Below are 22,348 nucleotides of genomic sequence, written 5' to 3'. Positions count from 1 at the left end.
AGCCTGATTGCGCTGATAGCGTTCAGCAATTAAAAAAGGCAGACGGACGTCTGCCTTTTTTTAGCGAGTAATCGCTCCGGGTTTGACGAATACCAGCTTCGTCAATACGTATGTAAGTGGTAGCGACAGAATGATCGCCGCCAGTGGAGCCAGGTATTCAGGCAGCGACAGCTGTTTGACCCAGAACCAGACGACAAACATCCCCAATACGTATTGCGCGACGTAGACGAGTGGGAACAGCAGGATCGATTTGATCCCCTGGTGTTCTTTGAAGACAAGGAACCGGCTCATCACGAACGCGAAAACAATCCCGCAAACATAGCTGATCGAATAAGCCCATGTGTAGGGAAGTACACTGAGCAATATAAGATACAGCGCATACGTAATTCCGGTGTTCAGCCCGCCTGTCAGGAGGAACCGGAAAAACCTGATTTCCATCAGTTCGGAAATTTTCACGGCTATTAACCAATCTGCGCTTTTTTCTCGATCAGGAATTGATCGTAATCGCGGATGTAGTCGTCAGCAGCGTAATGCTCGGAAGCGAAAACCAGCAGAACCGCGTCCGCCGAGTACTTGTACTGGATACCCCAGGTCATTGCTGGCAGGAACAGGCCCAGTGTGTGGTGGTCCAGAACAAACTCCTGGCGGTGCTTTCCATTGTCGGCAACTACGTGAACGGTGCCTTTGACCGCTACCAGAAACTGGTGGCATTCGCGGTGAGCATGTTCACCACGTGTTTCAGCAGTCGGAACGTTGGTTACCAGGAAGTAACGCTTCACTTCGAACGGAACGTCCTTGCCGCATTCGCCAACGCTCAGGCTGCCGCGCATATCGACGGCTTCCATCATGCGGTGCAGCGTAACGCCACAAGGATGGACATCTGATTGGCCGACTTTTACCGGGTTGTCTACGACTGTGCCTTCGGTAGGCTTGGCATCGACGTAGCCGATGATCTTCGCCGGGTTACCGACCACGATAGCATTCGGTGGAACGGATTTGGTGACGACCGCGCCTGCGCCGACCATTGCCGAGGTGCCAATGGTAATTCCGGGCAGGATCGTCGAATTGGCGCCCAGAGATGCACCTTTGCGGATGATGGTGCGAGAAAACGCTTCCGGATAGATTTTGCTGCGTGGAAACTTGTCATTGGTGAACGTGACGTTCGGTCCCACGAAAACATCGTCTTCTATGGTGATGCCGTCCCAAACCTGAACGCCGCATTTGAGTGTTACCCGGTCACCAATGATGACGTCGTTCTCGACAAACACGTTGTCGCACACGTTGCACTCGGCGCCGATACGAGCGTTCGGTAATACGTGTGCAAACGCCCAGATACGCGAGCCTTTACCGATAGTGGACGATTCACAAATCGCACGGTCATGAACAAAAAAATCGCGCGAATCAATCATTTATTGGCTCCAAACTCAGAAACTTTCATAGGGATCGCCAAAGGGCGCCCTTTGGTATTTTCATATGTACGCCAGGCGTACGAACCGATCACGCCGAGCCCCAGCAGATTGAGGCTGCCCAGCAGGGTAATGGTAAACAGTGTCATGGCATAACCAGGGACATCGATCAGGCCGCCTATCTTCGCGAGGATTACACTGACGCCGTATAACGCCGAGAGTGCTGAGCCGGCTGCACCTACACGAATAAGCAGGCGAATGGGCAAGTCCGTGAACGAGAAGACACTGTCCATCAGATAGTTCACTTTCTTTCGCAATGTCCACGCCGACTTGCCGTGTTCCCGGGCAACTCGAGTGTAACTGACTACCTGTCGGCGGAAACCCAGCCAGAAAATCTGCGCGATCAAAGAGCTGTGGCGTTCTTCGAGTTTGAGCAGGTTGTCGCGAAACTCCAGGTTGCAGCCGAACATGTCGACGCCGCCGTCAGGCATTTCCGGGATAACGTAACGTTTGTACAGACCCCAGAAGGTTTTCGATGCCAGTTTCGACAGGAATGGGTCGTCACGACCCTCGCGGACACCGACTACTACATCCACCGGCTCGGTATTCAACACCCGGTTCATGGTCAGCACCAGGCTTGGCGGCTCTTGCAGGTCGGCGGCCATTACGGCAAACGTGCGACCCTTGCCATGCTGCAAACCTGTACGTATCGCCATGAAAGAACCGAAGTTCTTCGACAGTAGAATCAGCTGGGAGGCAAAACGTTGCTCGGGCAGGCGGTCTCGCAGGATCTCGTAACAGCGATCCGGGCTGCCATCGACCACGAAAACCACCTCAAGCGCGCCTTGAAGCTCGACGTTCAAATCATCGACGGCTTTGAGCAATGACGGCAGCGATTCCTCGTTACGGTAAACCGGAATAACCAGCGAAAGCACCCTAAATCTCCTGCTTGAAGTAGGCGCAAACCACTTCAATGACACGATCGACTTGCTGATCGGTCAGCCCAGGGAAGCAAGGTAAGGAGACCAGTCGGGTGCATGCTGACTCGGTCACCGGAAGATTGAATGTTTCGCGCGGTGTGTACGCTGTTTGCCAGTGGTCTGGAACTGGATAGTGAATGTCGGTACTGACGCCATACTCTTTTAGGTAGGCAGTGAACGCTTCACGATTTTCGACACGCATTACAAACAGGTGGGCAACGAAGTCGTCGCCCAGACTTGCAGGCAATTTGACTGGCAGTTGGCTGAAGGCTGCACAGTAGCGGCTGGCAATCGAGCGGCGCTGCTCGTTCCATTGGTCGAGTAGAGGCAGTTTGACTCGCAGGATTGCAGCCTGCATTTCATCGAGTCTGCTGTTACGTCCGTGCGGAACGGTAACGTGATATTTGGTCGACCAGCCGTATTGGCGAAGCGTGAGCAGGCGGGCGGCAATCTCGGAGGATGAAGTTACGATCGCGCCACCGTCGCCCAGTGCGCCGAGGTTTTTGGTGGGGTAAAAGCTGAAGCAGGCCAGGTCGCCGAACGATCCACAAAGCCGATTATCAGAGCGCGCACCGTGGGACTGGGCGCAATCTTCGAGCACGACCGCCCCGGCCGAGCGAGAAATGGCTGCCAGAGTTTCGATGTCTGCCAACTGTCCGTAAAGGTGCGTGACAATCACGACCTTCGCCGGTTGGGCCAGCGCCTTCTCCAGTGATTTCGGGCACATGGTCAAGGTGCTCTCATCGACATCGACATATACCGGCTCGGCGCCGACAGCGTGGATGGCGGTGCTGCTATAAAACCCGGCGTTGGCAACGGTGACAACACGATCACCCGGGCCCACACCCATGCCCAACAAGGCGATTTCCAGTGCTTCCGAGCCGTTCGCGACCGAGATGCAATGTTCTGCGCCGACATAGTTGGCGAACTCTCGTTCGAAGTCCTTTACTTCTTCACCCAAAATGTACCAGTGCCGATTAACGACGCGCATAAGCGGTTCGGAAAAATCAATACCGGAATTCGCCGCTACTGCAGAAAACAAAGGAATTTGATGATTTGCGTCCATGATCCATCCAGAATTTTTGACTGCGCACATGATAATGGCCGCAATTTTACTACACATTCAGACAGTGATGTCGGCTCAATCTGGCAGGTCTGAGCCGACGTAATCCGCCGATTTAGGGGTGGTTGGCCGTGTCAGCCACCATGCAGCCATGAAGATCATGCACGCAATCGCAGTGATCAGGTACGTCGAATGCGACATCCATGGTCCCTGACGCCCAAAGTACAGCTGCCACAATGGGTCACTCATGGGTAAGCCCGATGCAAAGGCGCTGGCTATGGACTTGGCCAGCCAGAATAAGGGGGTCGCCATCAGCAGGGAAAAATAAAGAATCAGCTTCGTGGTTTTATCCGAAACTCCGGATTGCGCAACGTACGCTACCAGAAATGGAAGAATGGCGATCCATTGGCGACTTTCGGAACCGACGACCAACAGTGGCAAGAATCCCAATATGGCAATTTGTACGGCGCGCACCGTGCGCGCGCTTCGATTGCTGGTCCACACTAGCTGCAAGGCAATAAGCAAGCATGGGCCAAAATAACTAAAGTGCGAGAGGATGGGTTTGAATGGCGTATTCAAACCTTGATAAAACATGTTCTGCACTAAGTCCGGGCCTCGGAATCCCTGGCTCCAGTCCAGTCCGAAGTAGAGAATGGCATGGCCGCACGCCGTCGCAATGGCGGCCAGGAAAAACCACTTGATGGACAATACTGGCAACGCACCATCACGCCCCAGAAGTCGACTCCAAAGCCAGGCAACGCCAATCAGGGCCAGAATCAAGTAAGTGGAGCTAAGCCATCTGAGTCCAGGAATGCCCGAGGCAAGTGTAGAACCGACATGTAATAGTTCGCTGTCTTCGATACGTGTGAACCACAGGCACGCATAACCTACCATGGCGGCAGCCAGACCTAGAAAAACCAGCATCCTGACTTTCATGCCGAAAGTCAGACGGTTGATGAAGGAAGCTTGCGTTTCTGGCTGTGAGAAGGTGAGAAGCGTCAGCGGCAGGAGAAACAAGCCTGGCATGATCAATGGTGCTATCAGGCAGGTTGCCAGTAGCCATTTGAAGTGTTTGTGCGAAAAGCACCACAAGCTCCAGCACGACAGCACTATTGCCAAATGGTCGCTTAAAAGGGGGTAGTAAGTCGACATGACCAGGATTGGCCACGTCAAAAGTAAGGCAGTTGTGTAGTGCACTGCCCGCCTGGTCGGGATGCCGGACTTCATCAAGTAGTCAGTAAATAGCCCGGCGGCTGCGCTGATACCGAGCACATTGAAAGACATCTGTACATATAAAAGCTGTTGTCTGGTCAGATCTAGCAGGAACTCTGCTACTACTGTTGGAAAAAAGCCGGTGAGGCGACTGATACGGTAGGGATCCGTGACAGGAATATGCCCGGAATTTTTCCAGTCGAACAGAAGATTCAAATAGGCGTTGCCGTCCCAGCCCGCACCATCGCCCACAGCAATAAGTCCGGTTAATTGATATACGGCTATCAAAAGAAGCGCCGCCAATACCGACATGCGATAGGCGATGCTTTCGTCGAAAATTATTTTCCCGAGGATGAACAGCGTGCAGCTCAGGATCAGCCAATAAGCGAAAGTCAGCAGCGCTGCGCTATAAGCTATTTCCTTGAACCTGACCGACTCGCTGATTTCGAACTTGATTTGCGGGTCGTCATTATCAAACGTCAATGTGACCGAAGACGCTTCGGTCGACAATGACGTTGGTGCATTGGCAGGAGCCAGAACGCTTAGCGGCAGCGCTTGCCGCAGCCCCCAAAAGTTTATTTCGCCTTGGCTGACACGCATCTCGGACGCAACGTTGTTAGGATCCCAGCGCAGGAAGCGCTGACCTGTCGCGACCGAGAAGCAAACACGCTGAGTACCGGCGTCGATTCTGTGCGAATCCGATTGTGATTCACTGAAAGCGCCAGATTCGCTGGGCCAGAACAGTTGCGTCACGCCTTTGGATGACGAATCAATGCTCAAGCAAATGTTGTGTCTGGTGGCGTCGAACGTACCGGTTGCCTTGGCGAGATAAAGGGACGCAAGTGCTGCCAGCAAAGACAGCCCGGCAAGCGCAAGGTAGGCGAAAAAGGGTCGCATGCCTGCCTTGTTAATCATTGCGACTCGACTCGCTTGTACTGTGCGTGCGTCGGGTCGGCAACTTCGCTCAACTTGACAAGATAAACGCCGTTTTCATATCGCACGGAGCCTTCTGCCGGCCATACCGGCATGTTGTCAAAGTGCGGCGTCAACGGAATACGCAGCGCGTTGCCCATGGCATAAACATTCGAGAAACCGATCAGGCGCATGTATTCCAGCATGCGATAGACGTTGCCTTGGTCCCAATCGAAAAACGAAGAACTCATGGTCGAGGTTTCCGGGCCTGGATAGCGGCTCGCGAATGGCATTCGCCCATAAACATCGACCATGATGCGTTCATTCTTGTCAAATTCGGGGTTGGCCTTGCTGATTCGATCGTAAAGCGCCTCGGCGGTGAATCGGTCGTGGGTCGTGGCCATCATTGTGCTTGCCGAGTATTGACCATTTACCGAAATCATCTGGAATAGCAGTGTGACTGCGAGCACAGCGCCGAGGATCCGCAACAGCCCCTGTTTTTCCAGAACGATGATCGTGGTGAACCACGCAACAAAGGAAATGGCCAGCATGGCGCGCAGAGGCAAATAAATACCTCCGGCGACGAAGTTCAGCAGGAATGGGGAGATCAACAATGCTCCGATGAGGAGAGTCATCCACAAAGCAGCTTTCCAAGTATTCTGTGTGACTAGGAAGAGGGCTGCAAATCCCAATGCGACGGCCGCACTGAAGAATGAAACGCCGTAGCTCAGAGGGGAGCCTGAGTAAAGTTTCCACGCTTCTAACAAAACCAGTTTGGTAATTAGAACAGGATCCGCGATCAGTTCGTTGATACGTAGAAAATTATCGATGTAACCACGGTCGGAAGGGTAAGCCAGTTGGGCAAGCTTGTTTATGATGACATAGAAAGCAACGCCGCCAACGAGGGTGCCGAGCAACAAGGCTGCACGCTGGATTGTCGGATAAATTGATAGTACGGCTGTCGGGTTGTCTTTTCGGAAGTTGAAAAGAACGACACCGAGACCGGCAACAATATAGAACATGACCAGTGATTGGTAGGCGCCGATTGCCACGGACAGCAATACGCTGGAAAGCAACGCCAAGCGGGCAGTTTTGCCTTTCAAGTCGTCGCCGATACGGCATTTTGAAAATACAAAGATGCCGATCGACAGTGCCAGTACGCCTACACCGATCGAAGGAATGTTGGAGTAGAACTCGCCAATGAACCACCAAATCGGGTGCGCAATGAAAATGCAGTAGGCCAGGGCGGCAATCCAGCCGAATGTAAGACGGTGTGCCCTGATCAGGAACATGTACGCCAGCGCTACGCAGGCGTAAAAGAAAAGATTAGGAACGAAAGGCATTACTGGCTGAGGGAAGATAAACTTCTCTACCAGATAGGCTGTCCATCGGCCATCGGCGATCCAGATGGATGGGTCGGTACGGAAGGCGCCCCGTTCATCATCAACAGACAAAAAGAAATTGACGACCGGGATTATATTAAGAAAAACCCCGATGCCGAGTAACTTTGTGAATTCGTTAAGACTGAAGTTTTCTTGTCTGAAGAATGATTTCAATTGTGCGGTACAACCGCGATCACCCTGCAGGAAGTCTAGGATCCGTGAATGCCATTTGATCCAGGAAAGAATGGCAAATGCGCTGGCCAGTCCGAGCAAGAGCGCGAAAACGTAGCGCACTTTGTCGAGTAGCTTGTAGTTAAGGTGAATGTTTATCTGTGGGTCAGTCGCACCCGACGGCGTTGTGAATTTGACAATTGTCGTTTCGCGGGCGGACGCCTCAATCTGTGCCATCGGCGTCAGGTTGTCGAGTTCAATAGAGCGCGTATAAACCAGCACGCTGATTGTCACAGCCTTGACATAGAAGGAACCGGATTTTTCCAATGGGTCCCAGCGCAGATTCTCATCGTACTTTGGCAACGCAAAGCTAAAGGTATGGTTCTCCATATCCAGTTTGCTGATTTTGGAATTTCTTTCCTTATAGTCATCCATGCGTTTGTAAAACAACTGGGACTGCGTCGCAGGGAATTGGCTGGTGCTAATACTGACGACAGGATCCAGTGCAGGGCTTTTCAACAGAATAAAAGCGATGACCAACGTCATGAAAATGCAGGGAAGGACCCATTTGACAATGTTTTTCAAGTTAATGCCGCGCCCTGTTGTCGTCACTTGCTTTCACTTCCTTTTCGTCATTCTGATTGTAATGTCTTCACTTTCGCTGTTACTGGCCGTACACCAGCGAGCAGTCGCGTCAACAACAAAGCCTTTTCGTGCCCGGGGCATTGGAAAAATCATCCCAGGTCGGGTTTTCTTTTTTGATCCCGAATTCGCGGTGGCGAGGTGCAGGAAATTTGCTGCGCAGTATACTCACTCGATCATGATGTCGCAGCACAGACATCGCATGGTGCAGGTGACGGGTGATAAACGAATGGGGGCGGTGAGATCACCGTAAGATTCAGTGATGGCGGCTCGTTAGGGGCCACGTCCTCATCACATTCTTTTTTCTGTAACGAAGTTCACTACCTCCGTACAATGTACCCGCCGATTAACCAAAGGGAGCAGGCCAGATTGGTACAGGGGAATATGGACAGAATGCGCGAGTTCTTGCTGGGTTTACCGCGCCGCCAGAAGCGATTGATTCAGGTGCTTACAGATGTTTTGCTCGTCTGGGTAGCCTTGTGGTTGGCGTTTATCGTCCGTCTGGGTATCGACGAGATGGTCAATCCGTTGAAAGTGCACTTGTGGTTGTTTGTCTGTGCTCCGCTCGTCGCCATTCCTCTATTCATACGGTTCGGCATGTACCGGGCAGTGATGCGTTATTTCGGTAATGACGCGCTGGTGGTGATCATTAAAGCAGTCAGTCTGTCCTCGCTGATCCTGGCTTTGGTGGTCTATTGGTACAGTAATCACGAAGCCATCGTGCCGCGCTCGATCATCTTCAATTATTGGTGGCTCAGCCTTGTGATCATCGGCGGGCTTCGTCTCTGCATGCGCCAGTACTTCATGGGGGACTGGTTCACCGCCGCTCAGCACGTTCCTTTTGCCAATCGTGATGATGGTCTGACCAAAGTGGCGATCTACGGGGCGGGCGTAGCTGGCAATCAGCTTGTCGCTGCGTTGCGCATGGGAAGGGCGATGCGTCCCGTAGCCTTTATCGATGATGACTCAGGAATCTCGGACCGCTCAATCTCCGGTCTCCAAGTCTATAAACCCAAACATATTCAACAAATGATCGACGTCACCGGTGCGCAAGAAATTTTGCTGGCACTGCCGTCTTCGACCCGTGCTCGACGCAGGGAAATCCTCAATATGCTGGAGGGTTTTCCTTTGCACGTGCGCAGTGTTCCTAATTTTACCGACCTGGCCAGCGGTCGCGTGAAGGTCGATGACATTCAGGAAGTCGATATTGCGGACTTGCTCGGGCGGGACGCGGTCCCGGCGCAGCATGATTTGCTTGAGCGCTGCATTAAGGGCAAAACGGTGATGGTGACTGGGGCGGGGGGATCAATAGGTTCCGAGTTGTGCCGGCAGATCTTTTCACTGGGGCCAAAATCGCTTTTGCTGTTCGAGCACAGCGAATTTAACCTTTACAGCATTCTTTCCGAGTTGGAGCAGCGTGCGGATCGTGAGTCGGTATCGACAAAGTTGCTGCCCATTCTGGGTTCGATTCGCCACCCGGAAAAAATACTGGATGTCATGAAGACCTGGAGCGTGGACACGGTCTACCACGCTGCGGCTTACAAGCATGTGCCGATGGTGGAGCACAACATTGCCGAAGGCGTGCTGAACAATGTGATGGGAACACTTAATACGGCTCAAGCCGCATTGCAGGCCGGTGTTTCGAACTTTGTGCTGATTTCGACCGACAAGGCTGTCCGGCCCACCAACGTGATGGGCAGCACCAAGCGTTTGGCCGAATTGATCCTTCAAGCCTTGAGTCACGAAATCGCCCCTGTCCTGTTTGGCGACAAGGCCAATATTTCCCGGGTCAACAAAACCCGCTTCACCATGGTCCGTTTCGGCAACGTACTGGGCTCGTCCGGCTCGGTGATCCCGCTGTTTCACAGTCAAATTAAGTCCGGCGGTCCGCTGACGGTTACCCACCCGAAAATCACTCGCTACTTCATGACGATTCCGGAAGCTGCGCAACTGGTGATTCAGGCAGGATCCATGGGGCAGGGCGGTGATGTGTTCGTGCTGGACATGGGCGAACCGGTGAGAATCGTGGAACTGGCCGAGAAAATGATTCATCTGTCCGGGTTGAGTATTCGTTCCGAGCGAAACCCTCAGGGCGATATTTCCATCGAGTTCACAGGGTTGCGTCCCGGAGAGAAACTCTACGAGGAACTGCTGATCGGCGACAATGTTGCAGCCACGCCGCATCCGATGATCATGACCGCCAATGAGGATCATCTGCCATGGGATGTTCTGAAGTCACGTTTGGGTGAGCTGCTCGCGGCTGTCGACGTGGATGACTACTCCCGCGTCCGCCAGGTTCTGCGCGAAACGGTGAGCGGCTACACCCCGGACGGCGAGATTGTCGACTGGATCTACCAGCAACGCCGTCTCGAACCCTGATTGTTTCACATCCTGTAACGCTCGCATTTTTGACTTCACTCCATCATGACCTACGTTTGGAGAAGCAGCTTCGGAAAAGCTGCTTTCTAAAACGATGATGGAGCGTCACTTATGCGTACCGGTTATTTCTACTCGCTGATCTTTGCTTTCCTCACCAGCGCCTCGATCGCTGCGATTGCGGCCCCCGTAGCTCCCTCGGAGACGACGAAGGCGCCTTTGCTGATGGATGCAGCTGCGCCCTCGGCAAGCGCCAAGGTCGATCTCAACGGTGCGGATGCGGCCACGTTGCAGAAGGAGTTGGCGGGTGTGGGGGAGGCGAAGGCGCAGGCGATTGTTGCGTATCGCGATACTAATGGGCCGTTCGCGTCGGTGGATGAGTTGCTGGAGGTGAAGGGGATTGGTAAGGCGATTCTGGATCGCAATCGTGAAAAGCTGGAAGTGAACTAAGCTGACAGTTCAACGCCGAGAGGCCGGTCATTGACCGGCCTTTTTATTGGGTGCCGATCTGGTGGATGTCTGAATGCTAAAAATTACGGGTATCATATTGTGTCTTGATTATGCCTATAATAATTTCGCTCGGGTCTGATTCAGCAGCCGATTCGCAGCACACCGGTGCACGTCGAATTTTGAATTGATAAGGGGTAACCACGATATGAACCAACGTCGAGTCGTCGTCACGGGCATGGGCCTGGTTTCACCCTTGGGCAGTGATGTTGAAATTGTCTGGCAGCGTTTGCTGGCCGGTCGTTCCGGGTTGCGCAACTTGCCAGATGCAGTCGTGGCTGATCTGCCGACCCGGGTCGGTGGCAGTGTGCCGACGGTGGAGGAGGATGCCGAGGCCGGGTTTGATCCGGATCGTGCGACGCCGCCCAAGGAACAGAAGAAAATGGATCGCTTCATCATGTTTGCCATGGAAGCGGCGCGGCAGGCGCTGGAGCAGGCCGGCTGGCATCCGGGGGACGCTGAAAGCCAGGAGCGCACTGCAACAATCATCGGCTCGGGTGTCGGTGGTTTCGGTGCGATTGCCGATGCGGTGCGTACCACCGACAGCCGTGGTCCTCGGCGTTTGTCGCCGTTCACCATTCCATCGTTTCTGGTCAATCTCGCGGCGGGTCATGTCTCGATCCAGCATGGCCTCAAAGGGCCGTTGGGCGCTCCGGTTACCGCATGTGCCGCCGGGGTTCAGGCGATCGGCGATGCAGCGCGGTTGATCAGGGCGGGGGAGGCGGACATCGCTGTATGTGGCGGTGCGGAGGCGTCGATCGATCGCGTCAGTCTCGCCGGTTTCGCGGCGGCGCGGGCGTTGTCCAGCGGCTACAACGACACCCCGGAAAAAGCTTCGCGTCCCTTCGACAGTGGGCGTGATGGTTTCGTGATGGGCGAGGGCGCTGGTTTGTTGGTGATCGAATCGCTCGAGCATGCGCTGGCACGCGGTGCGACGCCGTTGGCCGAACTGGTCGGCTATGGCACCACGGCCGATGCCTACCACCTGACCGCCGGACCTCAGGACGGCAGTGGCGCTCGCCGGGCGATGCAATTGGCACTGGCTCAGGGCGGTGTAACGCCGGAGCAGGTGCAGCATCTCAACGCACATGCGACGTCGACGCCGGTCGGTGATCTGGGCGAGTTGGCGGCGATCAAGGCGTTGTTTGGCACGCAGAACAAGATCGCCGTGACTTCGACCAAATCTGCTACCGGTCATTTGCTCGGCGCGGCGGGTGGGCTGGAGGCGATTTTCACGCTGCTGGCGATTCGTGATCAGGTGGTGCCACCAACGCTCAACTTCGAAAACCCGGATCCGGCGAGCGAAGGGGTAGACATCGTGCATGGCGAGGCGCGTTCCATTTCAATCGAATATGCCTTGTCCAACGGCTTTGGTTTTGGCGGGGTCAATGCGAGCGTGTTGTTCAAACGCTGGGAAGGTTAATCGCTCGATTGCTTGAGATGTTCGCGGGTGACGTCGAGGATGCGCTGAGCGAAGTCGGCATCCGCGACGCTGCGTGACAGCAGCAATGCGCCAGCCAGGGTGGCCATGATGACAATGCTGCGATCGGCGCTGTTCTCGCCTTCGAGCGTGCCTTGAATTTGTTCGAGGCGAGCATTGAGGACTTCGTCGCTGGTGGGGCTTGGTTGGCCGCGCAGGCCCAGCTCCGAGGAAATGGTCAGCAGCGGGCAGCCTTCGTCGGGCGAGGTCTGATGCCACTCTGACAGGTAGGTGTCGATGAACACTTGCAGAGGGTTTTCCTGCGCGAAGATTTCTTCGCACAGGCCCGCGACTTGCTCGCCGGCCTCTTGCAGGGCTTTTTCGACCAGCTCTTCCTTGGATTTGAAGTGCGAGTAGAAACCGCCATGGGTCAAGCCCAGGGCTTTCATCAAAGGCTGCAGGCCGGTGCCGCCGATACCGTCCTTGCGAAATCGGGCGGAAGCCTCCTTGATGATGCGTTGATGGGTCTGGGCTTTGTGATCTGGCGAGTAACGCATGTGGAGCTCTCCGCGACGATGCTGCCATCTTAACCACGGAAGATTAAATGGTGACTGTACTTCTAAAATCTAAACAGCCTGCGGGTAAGTCCGATTGTGCTGAAAAAACTAACCCCGCCATTGCGGCGGGGCTCGTATCAGCGGTCTTGCGCATCCTTGGCATCCGCTTCGGCATTGCGCTGTGCGACGCGCTTGCGTTCTTCATCGGTCAGTTCGACCTTGTTGGCGGTGTCGCGCAACATCATCAATCCGCCGACAATCGAGCCGATCGCAACGACCAGAATCAACCAGGCATACCAGGGCATAACGGCTCTCCTTAATGGCAGCTCGACGGGCGAGGACTTCGCCGTGCGATGCTGCATACCACCTTTGAGCGAAACGACTTCGCAGTGGTTCCATTCTAGGCCGCTTGCACCCGGTGCATCCGAAATTCCTGGAGCTGCCGAAGGCTGCGATCTTTTGATCTTGAAAAGCAAAGATCGCAGCCTCGTTTCACTCGTCAGCTCCTACAGGGGACGAGTCGTTACAGGCCTGTGAGCATGGCATCCGCCGGCGCATCGGCGCGCAGTTGCCCGGTGAGCATGAAGTAGCAGAACCCCACCGCCATGAAACCGAGGAAAATCAGCCCGATCAGTGTGTTGAACCACACCATCGCCACCAGGCAAACCACCGCCAGCACCAGCGCGATCAGCGGAACCAGCGGATAGCACGGCGCGCGGAAAGTACGCTCCAGATTCGGTTCCGATTTACGCAGTTTGAACAGGCTGAGCATGCTCATGATGTACATCACGATGGCGCCGAACACGGCCATGGTGATCATCGCGGCGGTGAGTGTCATGCCGCCGAGGTTGATCAGACCGTCGCTGTAGATCGCCGCGATGCCGATAAGGCCGCCAGCGATGATTGCGCGGTGCGGGGTCTGGAAGCGCGACAGTTTTGCCAATGAGGCGGGCAGGTAACCGGCGCGGGCGAGGGCGAAGAATTGCCGCGAATAACCAAGGATGATGCCGTGGAAACTGGCGACCAGGCCGAACAGGCCGATCCAGACCAGCATGTGCAGCCAGCCGGAGTTGTCGCCGACCACGGTTTTCATCGCCTGCGGCAGTGGGTCGTTGATGTTGGACAAGGTGCGCCAGTCGCCGACGCCGCCAGCGAAGAACATCACGCCCATTGCCAGCAGCACCAGGGTCAGGATGCCGCTTATGTAGGCTTTTGGGATCGTGCGTTTCGGGTCCTTGGCTTCCTCGGCGGCCATGGCGGCGCCTTCGATGGCGAGGAAGAACCAGATTGCAAATGGAATTGCCGCGAACATCCCGGCAATTGCCGGCGCGCCGAAGACGTCGGAACCGGCCCAACCATTCAGCGCGAAGTTGCTGAAGCTGAACGCCGGCGCGACCACGCCCATGAACACCAGCAACTCAGCCACCGCCAGCACGCAGACGATCAGCTCGAACGTCGCGGCCAGTTTCACCCCGAGAATGTTCAGGCCCATGAACACGATGTACGCCCCGACCGCCGCGTGTTTCGGGTCGAGTGCCGGAAATTGCACATTGAGATACGCGCCAATCGCCAAGGCAATCGCTGGCGGGGCGAAGACGAATTCGATCAGTGTGGCCAGTCCGGCGATCAATCCGCCTTTTTCGCCAAACGCGCGGCGGCTGTAGGCAAACGGCCCGCCGGCATGGGGAATCGCGGTGGTCAGTTCGGTAAAGCTGAAGATAAAGCAGGTGTACATGGTCGCGACCATGAATGAGGTCACCAGAAAACCCAGCGTACCGGCCACGCCCCAGCCGTAACTCCAGCCGAAATATTCCCCGGAAATCACCAGCCCCACGGCAATACCCCACAGGTGCAACGTGCCCAGCGTGGGTTTGAGTTGTGTGTTCATGCGCTTGCTCCCGCAATGGTTGGAAAGCTCGAGGGAGAGCGTGTGCAGTGGGCGTGCCACTACCGTGAAACAAGTCGTAATGAGTTCAAAGCTGTCGCAGGGGGGATGTTCGGGTGGGGATAGCTGCTTTTTGTGCGCCAGTTGGGTGCGATGTTGTCGGTGATGCCGTCTTCGCGAGCAGGCTCGCTCCCACATTTTGAAATGCGTTGCCCCGGTGGGAGCGAGCCTGCTCGCGAAGGCGCAGCCCAAACACCACGAAACTCAGCCGTAAAGCCCGCATAAACCCACTCTTTACGCTTTCTTTATGACCCACGCCGGGCCTCGCTCTCGTTCCTTTACAGCCTCCTTCCCGACAATCGCTGCACACACGGCAATACGCCGTTACACGGAGATCTTCCATGAGCGTTCTGGACGGGGTGTCACTGCTGTTGGCAGTGGGGCTGTTCATTTATCTGTTGGTTGCGCTGTTGCGCGCGGACCGGAACTAGGAGCGGCTATGCACAGTTATGACTATTGGCTGATCCTCGGGTTTTTTGCGCTGGTCCTGCTGCCGGCGCCGTTCCTTGGGCGCTTCTATTACAAGGTCATGGAGGGCCAGCGCACTTGGCTGACGCCGATTCTCGGCCCGGTCGAGCGCGGTTGCTATCGTCTTGCCGGGGTCGATGCGCAGGCGGAGCAGAGCTGGCAGAAGTACACGCTGGCGCTGCTGGCGTTCAACCTTGCCGGTTTCCTGCTGCTGTTTGCGATTCTGCTGTTCCAGGATCATCTGCCGCTGAACCCGCAAAATCTGCCAGGCCAGGAATGGACCCAGGCGTTCAACACTGCGGTCAGTTTCATGACCAATACCAACTGGCAGTCCTACAGCGGCGAAGCGACCCTCAGCTACCTGAGCCAGATGGTCGGTCTCACCGTGCAGAACTTCGTCAGCGCCGCCACCGGCCTGGCCGTACTGGTCGCGCTGTGCCGTGGCATCGGGCGCAAATCGGCGCAGACCCTCGGCAACTTCTGGGTCGACATGACCCGCGCCACCCTCTATGGCTTGCTGCCGCTGTGCCTGCTGCTGGCGCTGTATCTGGTCTGGCAGGGCGTACCGCAAACTTTCGCTCAGTATGTAAATGCCGTGACGCTGCAGGGTGTTGATCAGGTAATTCCGCTCGGCCCGGCGGCCAGCCAGATTGCGATCAAGCAGCTGGGCACCAACGGTGGCGGTTTCTTCGGCGTCAACTCGGCGCATCCGTTCGAGAACCCGACCGCGTGGAGCAACCTGTTCGAAGTCGCCTCGATCATTCTGATCCCGGTGGCGTTGGTGTTCACCTTCGGCCATTACGTCAAGGACCTGCGTCAGAGCCGCGCGATCATCGCCTGCATGCTGGCGTTGTTCCTGATCGGCGGTGCGACGTCGTTGTGGGCCGAGTATCAGCCGAATCCGACCCTGAACAATGCCGCCGTCGAGCAGACCGCGCCGCTGGAAGGCAAGGAAGCGCGCTTCGGTACCACCGCGACGGTGCTGTGGTCGGTGACTACCACGGCGGCCTCGAACGGCTCGGTGAACGGCATGCACGACAGCCTCAACCCGCTGAGCGGCATGGTCGCGCTGGTCAACATGATGGTCGGCGAAGTGATCTTCGGCGGTGTCGGCGCCGGGCTCTACGGCATGTTGCTCAACGTGCTGATCGCGGTGTTCCTCGCCGGTCTGATGATCGGTCGGACGCCGGAATACCTCGGCAAGAAGCTTCAAGCGCGTGAGGTGCAATTGTTGGTGGTGACGCTGCTGGTGATGCCCGTCGGCGTGCTGGTGCTCGGCGCGATTGCCGCCACGGTTCCCAGCGCTGCGGCAACCATCAGCAACCCCGGCGCGCACGGTTTCAGTCAGTTGCTCTATGCCTACACCTCGGCGAGCGCCAACAACGGCTCGGCGTTCGGTGGCCTGGGCGCGAACACGCCGTTCCACAACCTGATGCTCGGCCTGGGCATGTTGATCGGCCGCTTCGGCTACATCCTGCCGGTGCTGGCACTGGCCGGTAGCCTGGCGATGAAGAAAAGCGCACCGATCGGCCAGAACAGCTTCCCGACTCACGGCCCGCTGTTCGTGACCCTGTTGACCGTGACCATTCTGCTGGTGGGCGGCCTGACGTTCTTGCCGACGCTGGCGCTCGGTCCTGTCGCCGAACATTTAAGTATGGGCTTCTAAGGAATCCATCATGAATATGCCTGCAATCAAACCCGCCGCCGTCAAAGCGCCGGAACAAGCCAAAACCGCGATTTCGGCCCTGTGGCGCCCGGCGCTGGTGCAAGCCTTCGTCAAGCTCGACCCACGGCAACTTGCCCGTTCGCCAGTGATGCTGGTGGTCGAACTGACGGCGATTTTCACCACCGTGCTGTGCTTCATTCCGGACGCTGATGTGCCGACCTTCGTCGCCGCACAAATCGCTCTGTGGCTGTGGTTCACCGTGCTGTTCGCCAACTTCGCCGAAGCCTTGGCCGAAGGTCGTGGCAAGGCCCGCGCCGACAGCCTCAAGGCCGGCAGCGAAGGCCTCAGCGCCCGTTGCCGTCAGGCTGATGGCAGCTTCAAGATCGTGCCGGCTGCCAACCTGCGCAAGGGCGACGTGGTGCGAGTCGAAGCCGGGGAGATGATCCCCGGTGACGGCGAAGTCATCGAAGGTATTGCGGCGGTCAACGAAGCGGCGATCACTGGCGAATCGGCGCCGGTGATCCGCGAGTCCGGCGGCGACCGCTCGGCCGTCACCGGCAACACGCGGCTGGTGTCCGACTGGCTGCTGGTGAAGATCACCACCAACCCTGGTGAATCGACCCTCGACCGCATGATCGCCCTGGTCGAAGGCGCCAAGCGTCAGAAGACCCCCAACGAAGTCGCGCTGGATATCCTGCTGATCGGCCTGACCCTGATCTTTCTGCTGGTGGTCGTCACCCTGCAACCGTTCGCGCATTTTGCCAATGGCAGCCTGCCGCTGGTGTTCCTCGTGGCGTTATTGGTCACGCTGATTCCGACCACCATCGGCGGTCTGCTGTCGGCCATCGGTATCGCCGGGATGGATCGGCTGGTGCGCCTGAATGTGATCGCCAAGTCCGGCCGGGCGGTGGAGGCGGCGGGTGACGTGCACGTGCTGTTGCTCGACAAGACCGGCACCATCACCTTCGGCAACCGTCGTTGCAGCGCGGTGTATGCCGCGCCGGGTGTGAGCGGCCGTGAGCTGGCCGAAGGCGCGTTGTTTGCTTCGCTGGCCGACGAAACCGCTGAAGGCAAGTCGATCGTCGAGTTCCTCCGTGGCCTGCATCCACAACCGGAGCCGGCCCCGGAAACCCTGACCGCCGTGCCGTTCAGCGCGGAAACCCGCTTGTCCGGCGTCGATTATCAGGGCCGCGTGTATCGCAAAGGTGCGGTGGATTCGCTGCTGGCGTTTCTCGGTCAACAACGTAGTGATCTGGCCCCGGCGCTGGCGCGGGAAATCGACAAGATTGCGCAGAGCGGTGGCACGCCGTTGCTGGTCTGTGCAGACGGTAAGTTGCTTGGCGCGATCCATCTCAAGGACGTGGTCAAGCCAGGCATCCGTGAGCGTTTTGCCGAGTTGCGCAAACTGGGAATTCGCACGGTGATGGTCACCGGCGACAACCCGCTGACCGCTGCTGCGATCGCCGCTGAAGCAGGCGTCGATGATGTGCTCGCCGAAGCCACGCCGGAGAAGAAACTCGCGCGCATTCGTCACGAGCAGAACGACGGTCGCCTGGTCGCCATGTGCGGCGACGGCGCCAACGACGCCCCGGCGCTGGCCCAGGCAGACGTCGGCATGGCCATGAACGACGGCACGCAAGCGGCACGCGAAGCGGCGAACATGGTCGATCTCGATAGCGACCCGACCAAGCTGCTCGACGTGGTGCAGATCGGCAAGGAATTGCTGGTGACCCGTGGCGCGCTGACGACCTTTTCCATCGCCAACGACATCGCCAAATACTTCGCGATTCTGCCGGCGCTGTTCGCCTCGATTTACCCGCAGCTGGGCGTGCTGAACATCATGCATCTGAGCAGTCCGCAGAGCGCGATTCTCTCGGCCATCGTCTTCAACGCTTTGATCATCGTTGTGCTGATTCCACTGGCATTGCGCGGCGTGCGTGTGCAAGCAGCGAGTGCGGCGGCGTTGCTGCGGCGCAATCTGCTGATCTATGGCGTCGGCGGGATTGTCGTGCCGTTCGTGGGGATCAAGGTGATCGACATGCTGCTTACGGCGTTGCATCTGGTGTAAGGCTCAAAAGAGCCCCTCACCCTAACCCTCTCCCGGGGGGAGAGGGGACTCACCGAGGTGTTTGTGCGAGGTTCGCCGACCTGAAATTCCGAGCCTAACTCGGGTATTGAACAGCGCAAGGATCGGCCCCCTTTCCCCCTCGCCCCTTTGGGGGAGAGGGCTGGGGTGAGGGGGAAAAATCTCCCTGACACCCCGCAAAAGTTTGCCCAACGAATTCGAGGATTTTGAAATGTCCACAATGATACGCCCGGCCCTGACCCTGTTGGCGCTGATGACCCTGATCACCGGCGTCGCCTATCCACTCGCGGTCACCGGCATCGCCCAGGTCGCTTTCCCGGCTCAGGCCAATGGCAGCCTGATCCACGACGCCGACGGCAAAGTCCGCGGCTCGGCGCTGATCGCCCAGGATTTCAGCGGCGACAACTGGTTCCACCCACGCCCGTCCGCCGGGGCTTTTGCCACGGTCGCCAGCGGCGCCAGCAACCTCGCGCCGAGCAATCCGGCCCTGGCGACCCGCGTAATCGAAGACGCGCAAAAACAACAAGTCGCTGGGCAGGGGCCGGTGCCATTGGCCTTGCTGACCACCTCCGCCAGCGGCCTCGATCCGCACTTGCCACCGGCGGCAATTGCCTATCAACTGGCGCGTGTCGCAGCAGCGCGTAACCTGCCGGTGTCGACCTTGCAGCAATTGCTCGATAAGCACATCGAACAGCCGCTGGTTGGGCCGCCGGTGGTGAATGTGCTGGAGCTGAATCTGGCACTGCAAAACCTGTAATTCAGTTGATACCGATCGTTCCCACGCTCTGCGTGGGAATGCATCAATAGACGCTCTGCGTCTGCTTTTATGGGACGCAGAGCGTCCCGGACTGCATTCCCACGCAGAGCGTGGGAACGATCATTCGTAAGAGAGAACATCAAGCATGAGCGACTCCGGCCGCGCCGACGCACTGTTAGCAGACCTGCCCCGCGATGGCCGTGGCCGGCTCAAGGTTTTCCTCGGCGCGGCGCCCGGGGTCGGCAAGACCTACGCCATGCTCCAGGCTGCCCACACGCAACTGCGCCAGGGCGTAAAGGTCCTGGCCGGCGTGGTCGAAACCCATGGCCGCGCCGAAACCGAAGCCTTGCTCGGCGGCCTGCCGCAGCAGCCGTTGGTGCGCAGCGAATACCGTGGCGTGCTGCTCGAAGAAATGGACCTCGACGGCATTCTCGCCGCCAAGCCGAAGCTTGTGCTGGTCGATGAACTGGCCCACAGCAACGCCCCCGGCAGCCGTCACACCAAGCGCTGGCAAGACATTCAGGAACTGCTCGCCGCCGGCATCGACGTGTTCACCACGGTCAACGTCCAGCACCTGGAAAGCCTCAATGATCAGGTGCGCGGCATCACTGGCGTGCAGGTGCGCGAAACCCTGCCGGACTGGGTCCTGCAGGAAGCCTTCGAGCTGCTGCTGATCGACCTGCCGCCGCGTGAATTGCTCGAGCGTCTGCGCGAAGGCAAGGTCTACGTGCCGGAACAGGCCCGCGCTGCGATCGACGCGTTTTTCACCCAGACCAACCTTACCGCCCTGCGTGAACTGGCGATGCAGACCGCCGCCGCGCAGGTCGACAACGATCTCGCCCAAGGCTATCGCCAACTCGGGCAGGCCGCGCCGGCGGTGCGCGGGCGTTTGCTGGTCGGTATCGATGGCGATGCGCAGGCCGAACGGCTGGTGCGTCACGCCAGCCGCGTCGCCCAGCGCCGGCATCTGCCGTGGAGTCTGGTGCATGTCGACAACGGCAGTGCGCGGGATGAGCAATCGCGTTTGCGTTTGCAAAGCGCCCAGCAACTGGCCGAACGCCTCGGTGGCGAAGTGGTGCTGTTGCGGGCCGGCGAAGTGGCGAAAACCCTGATTCAACACGCCGCCGAACGCCGCGCCAGTCTGTTGCTGGTCGGCCAGTCGCGGCCACGTCTGCGCCGTCGACTGTTCGGCGGTGGCCTGGCGGCGCGCCTGCTGCGTCAGGCGCACGGTCTGGAAATCAACGTGCTCGACAGTGACCACGAGCAGCGCCAACCGCGCCCGCGCAATTCAGTCACGCTGGTGTGGTTCGACTACGCGCTGGCGCTGGTCGCGACGTTGTTGGCCACGGCCCTGGCCTGGGCGGTGTCGAGTGTGTTGCCGCTGCCGAACATCTCGCTGGTTTTTCTCGCGGCGGTGTTGCTGGTGGCGGTGCGCAGCAGCCTCGGCCCGGCGCTGGCCTGTGCGGCGTTGTCGTTTCTGACCTACGATTTTCTGTTCATTCCACCGAATTTCTCCTTCAGCATTCAGCGCGAAGAAGACGTGCTGACGCTGCTGTTCTTCCTGTTGATGGCGGCGCTCACCGGCAACCTCGCGGCGCGTCAGCGGCGGCAGTTGCAGGCCTTGCGCGATACGCAGGAAGAGACCAGCGAACTGCTCGACCTGTCGCGCAAACTCACCGCCGCGACGGATCGCCAAGCCGTGATCAGCGCTGCCGCGCAACACCTCGAAGGCTGGAGCGATGTGCAATTGTGCTTGCTCAACCGCGACGGCCAGGGCGGCTGGAAAGTCGAAACCGGCGGGCCGCTGCAATTCACCGAGGCCGAACGCGCCGCCGCCGATTGGGCCTGGCAACACGATCAACCGGCGGGCAAGGGCACCGGCACCTTGCCGCTGGGGCGTTGGTGGTGGTGGCCGTTGTCGGTCGAGGACGGGCCGCTGGCGTTGCTTGGTGTTTGCGCCAAGGAAGGCCAGAGCTTGAGCGGTCAGCGCCGACGTTTGCTCACTGCGCTTAGCCAGCCGCTGGCGCAAGCCCTGGCCCGCGCGCAATTGGCCGATGACCTCGAAGCGGCGCGTCTGCACGGCGAAACCGAACAGTTACGCAGCGCCTTGCTGGCCTCGGTGTCCCACGATTTGCGCACGCCGCTGACGGCCATGCGCGGCAGCATCGACAGCCTGTTGGCCCTCGGCGAAGCGATCCCGCTGGAGGATCGCCGCGAGTTGCTCGAAGGCACCCGCGATGAGGCCGAACGCCTCGACCGCTACATCCAGAATCTGCTCGACATGACCCGCCTCGGCCACGGCGCCTTGAAGCTGGCGCGGGACTGGGTATCGCCGGCCGATATCGTCGGCAGTTCGCTCAATCGCCTGCGCGCCGTGCTGGCGCCGCTGCAGGTCAGCACCGAGGTGCCGGCCGAGTTGCCACTGCTGTACGTGCACGCGGCGTTGATCGAGCAAGCGCTGGTCAATGTGCTGGAAAACGCCGCGCGCTTTTCCCCCAGCCACGGTCGCCTGCAACTGCGCGCGGGTGCCGATGAACAGGAAATTATCTTTGCGGTCAGCGATGAAGGCCCGGGGATTCCCGAAGAGGACCGAGCGAAGATTTTCGACATGTTCTACACCGCCGCGCGCGGTGATCGCGGCGGGCAGGGCACGGGGTTGGGGCTGGCGATCTGTCAGGGCATGGTCGGCGCCCACGGCGGGCGTATTTCTGTGGCTGACGGCATCGACGGGCGCGGCACCTGCATCACCTTGCACCTGCCGTTGCAGGCGCAACCGGGGATGGACGGTGAAGCTTGAA

Annotated in this window: 18 protein-coding genes; 9 read left to right on the top strand and 9 right to left on the bottom strand. The window is 58.1% G+C overall.

The window, feature by feature from the left end; translation table 11 throughout:
- Positions 1-60 precede the first annotated feature (60 nt).
- From AB4O45_RS05160 to AB4O45_RS05135, 6 genes are all read right to left on the bottom strand, one after another.
- Entirely contained in the window at positions 61-456 is a 396-nt protein-coding gene (locus AB4O45_RS05160; protein ID WP_252876708.1) for a GtrA family protein, read from the bottom strand.
- Positions 457-461: 5 nt separating this feature from the next.
- Positions 462-1,409, bottom strand: a complete 948-nt coding sequence (locus AB4O45_RS05155) for a WxcM-like domain-containing protein (RefSeq protein ID WP_085607208.1) — start codon at positions 1,407-1,409, stop codon at positions 462-464.
- The gene (locus AB4O45_RS05150; RefSeq protein WP_095182229.1) at positions 1,406-2,341 is read right to left on the bottom strand and encodes a glycosyltransferase family 2 protein; all 936 of its coding nucleotides are present in this window, start codon (positions 2,339-2,341) and stop codon (positions 1,406-1,408) included. Before AB4O45_RS05150 ends, AB4O45_RS05155 begins: the two co-directional genes overlap by 4 nt.
- Position 2,342: 1 nt before the next feature.
- The gene (locus AB4O45_RS05145; protein ID WP_095182228.1) at positions 2,343-3,452 is read right to left on the bottom strand and encodes a DegT/DnrJ/EryC1/StrS family aminotransferase; all 1,110 of its coding nucleotides are present in this window, start codon (positions 3,450-3,452) and stop codon (positions 2,343-2,345) included.
- A gap of 75 nt (positions 3,453-3,527) precedes the next feature.
- A complete protein-coding gene (locus tag AB4O45_RS05140) occupies positions 3,528-5,576 on the bottom strand; it encodes a hypothetical protein (protein WP_095182227.1) in 2,049 nt (682 codons plus the stop codon).
- The gene (locus AB4O45_RS05135) at positions 5,573-7,672 is read right to left on the bottom strand and encodes a glucosyltransferase domain-containing protein (protein WP_143498033.1); all 2,100 of its coding nucleotides are present in this window, start codon (positions 7,670-7,672) and stop codon (positions 5,573-5,575) included. The genes AB4O45_RS05140 and AB4O45_RS05135 overlap by 4 nt, the downstream gene beginning before the upstream one ends.
- Here AB4O45_RS05135 and AB4O45_RS05130 point away from each other — a divergent pair.
- From AB4O45_RS05130 to fabF, 4 genes are all read left to right on the top strand, one after another.
- Entirely contained in the window at positions 7,659-8,021 is a 363-nt protein-coding gene (locus AB4O45_RS05130) for a hypothetical protein (protein WP_143498031.1), read from the top strand. The genes AB4O45_RS05135 and AB4O45_RS05130 overlap by 14 nt on opposite strands.
- A 131-nt stretch (positions 8,022-8,152) precedes the next feature.
- Entirely contained in the window at positions 8,153-10,147 is a 1,995-nt protein-coding gene (locus AB4O45_RS05125) for a polysaccharide biosynthesis protein (RefSeq protein ID WP_095182225.1), read from the top strand.
- 111 nt (positions 10,148-10,258) lie between these two features.
- Entirely contained in the window at positions 10,259-10,594 is a 336-nt protein-coding gene (locus AB4O45_RS05120; protein WP_460161146.1) for a ComEA family DNA-binding protein, read from the top strand.
- A gap of 205 nt (positions 10,595-10,799) precedes the next feature.
- Positions 10,800-12,074 carry a beta-ketoacyl-ACP synthase II gene (gene fabF / locus AB4O45_RS05115; RefSeq protein WP_460161145.1) on the top strand — a complete coding sequence of 425 codons (1,275 nt, stop codon included), beginning with the start codon at positions 10,800-10,802 and terminating at the stop codon, positions 12,072-12,074.
- Here fabF and AB4O45_RS05110 read toward each other — a convergent pair.
- From AB4O45_RS05110 to eat, 3 genes are all read right to left on the bottom strand, one after another.
- Positions 12,071-12,628 (bottom strand): TetR/AcrR family transcriptional regulator, encoded by a 558-nt coding sequence (locus AB4O45_RS05110; protein WP_041478311.1) that lies wholly within the window; start codon positions 12,626-12,628, stop codon positions 12,071-12,073. The genes fabF and AB4O45_RS05110 overlap by 4 nt on opposite strands.
- A 137-nt stretch (positions 12,629-12,765) precedes the next feature.
- Positions 12,766-12,933, bottom strand: coding sequence for a DUF2897 family protein (locus tag AB4O45_RS05105; protein WP_016770901.1), 168 nt, complete (start codon positions 12,931-12,933; stop codon positions 12,766-12,768).
- Positions 12,934-13,151: 218 nt separating this feature from the next.
- The gene (gene eat / locus AB4O45_RS05100; RefSeq protein ID WP_460161144.1) at positions 13,152-14,516 is read right to left on the bottom strand and encodes an ethanolamine permease; all 1,365 of its coding nucleotides are present in this window, start codon (positions 14,514-14,516) and stop codon (positions 13,152-13,154) included.
- A gap of 398 nt (positions 14,517-14,914) precedes the next feature.
- Between eat and kdpF the strand changes: the two genes are divergently transcribed.
- From kdpF to AB4O45_RS05075, 5 genes are all read left to right on the top strand, one after another.
- A complete protein-coding gene (gene kdpF, locus AB4O45_RS05095; RefSeq protein ID WP_007899818.1) occupies positions 14,915-15,004 on the top strand; it encodes a K(+)-transporting ATPase subunit F in 90 nt (29 codons plus the stop codon).
- An 8-nt stretch (positions 15,005-15,012) separates the two neighbouring features.
- On the top strand, positions 15,013-16,707 hold the full coding sequence (gene kdpA / locus AB4O45_RS05090; RefSeq protein WP_460161143.1) for a potassium-transporting ATPase subunit KdpA: 1,695 nt from the start codon (positions 15,013-15,015) through the stop codon (positions 16,705-16,707).
- A 10-nt stretch (positions 16,708-16,717) separates the two neighbouring features.
- A complete protein-coding gene (kdpB, locus tag AB4O45_RS05085; protein WP_064361229.1) occupies positions 16,718-18,775 on the top strand; it encodes a potassium-transporting ATPase subunit KdpB in 2,058 nt (685 codons plus the stop codon).
- A gap of 229 nt (positions 18,776-19,004) precedes the next feature.
- Complete coding sequence (gene kdpC / locus AB4O45_RS05080) at positions 19,005-19,550, top strand: potassium-transporting ATPase subunit KdpC (protein WP_041478316.1); 546 nt, start codon at positions 19,005-19,007, stop codon at positions 19,548-19,550.
- Positions 19,551-19,695: 145 nt separating this feature from the next.
- The gene (locus AB4O45_RS05075; protein WP_460161142.1) at positions 19,696-22,347 is read left to right on the top strand and encodes a DUF4118 domain-containing protein; all 2,652 of its coding nucleotides are present in this window, start codon (positions 19,696-19,698) and stop codon (positions 22,345-22,347) included.
- Position 22,348: the final 1 nt, after the last annotated feature.

This window comes from Pseudomonas sp. S2_B10 (assembly GCF_054668425.1).
Note: the sequence above shows the minus strand (reverse complement) of the source record. Positions and strands in the feature narration are given on the sequence as shown.

Coding starts and splice junctions, on each gene's coding strand:
- AB4O45_RS05140 (WP_095182227.1), bottom strand. CDS start 5,576: ATGATTAACAAGGCAGGCATGCGACCCTTTTTCGCCTACCTTGCGCTT.
- kdpC (WP_041478316.1), top strand. CDS start 19,005: ATGTCCACAATGATACGCCCGGCCCTGACCCTGTTGGCGCTGATGACC.
- AB4O45_RS05105 (WP_016770901.1), bottom strand. CDS start 12,933: ATGCCCTGGTATGCCTGGTTGATTCTGGTCGTTGCGATCGGCTCGATT.
- AB4O45_RS05145 (WP_095182228.1), bottom strand. CDS start 3,452: ATGGACGCAAATCATCAAATTCCTTTGTTTTCTGCAGTAGCGGCGAAT.
- AB4O45_RS05075 (WP_460161142.1), top strand. CDS start 19,696: ATGAGCGACTCCGGCCGCGCCGACGCACTGTTAGCAGACCTGCCCCGC.
- kdpB (WP_064361229.1), top strand. CDS start 16,718: ATGAATATGCCTGCAATCAAACCCGCCGCCGTCAAAGCGCCGGAACAA.
- AB4O45_RS05135 (WP_143498033.1), bottom strand. CDS start 7,672: ATGACGTTGGTCATCGCTTTTATTCTGTTGAAAAGCCCTGCACTGGAT.
- kdpF (WP_007899818.1), top strand. CDS start 14,915: ATGAGCGTTCTGGACGGGGTGTCACTGCTGTTGGCAGTGGGGCTGTTC.
- AB4O45_RS05130 (WP_143498031.1), top strand. CDS start 7,659: ATGACCAACGTCATGAAAATGCAGGGAAGGACCCATTTGACAATGTTT.
- AB4O45_RS05120 (WP_460161146.1), top strand. CDS start 10,259: ATGCGTACCGGTTATTTCTACTCGCTGATCTTTGCTTTCCTCACCAGC.
- fabF (WP_460161145.1), top strand. CDS start 10,800: ATGAACCAACGTCGAGTCGTCGTCACGGGCATGGGCCTGGTTTCACCC.
- AB4O45_RS05125 (WP_095182225.1), top strand. CDS start 8,153: ATGGACAGAATGCGCGAGTTCTTGCTGGGTTTACCGCGCCGCCAGAAG.
- eat (WP_460161144.1), bottom strand. CDS start 14,516: ATGAACACACAACTCAAACCCACGCTGGGCACGTTGCACCTGTGGGGT.
- kdpA (WP_460161143.1), top strand. CDS start 15,013: ATGCACAGTTATGACTATTGGCTGATCCTCGGGTTTTTTGCGCTGGTC.
- AB4O45_RS05110 (WP_041478311.1), bottom strand. CDS start 12,628: ATGCGTTACTCGCCAGATCACAAAGCCCAGACCCATCAACGCATCATC.
- AB4O45_RS05155 (WP_085607208.1), bottom strand. CDS start 1,409: ATGATTGATTCGCGCGATTTTTTTGTTCATGACCGTGCGATTTGTGAA.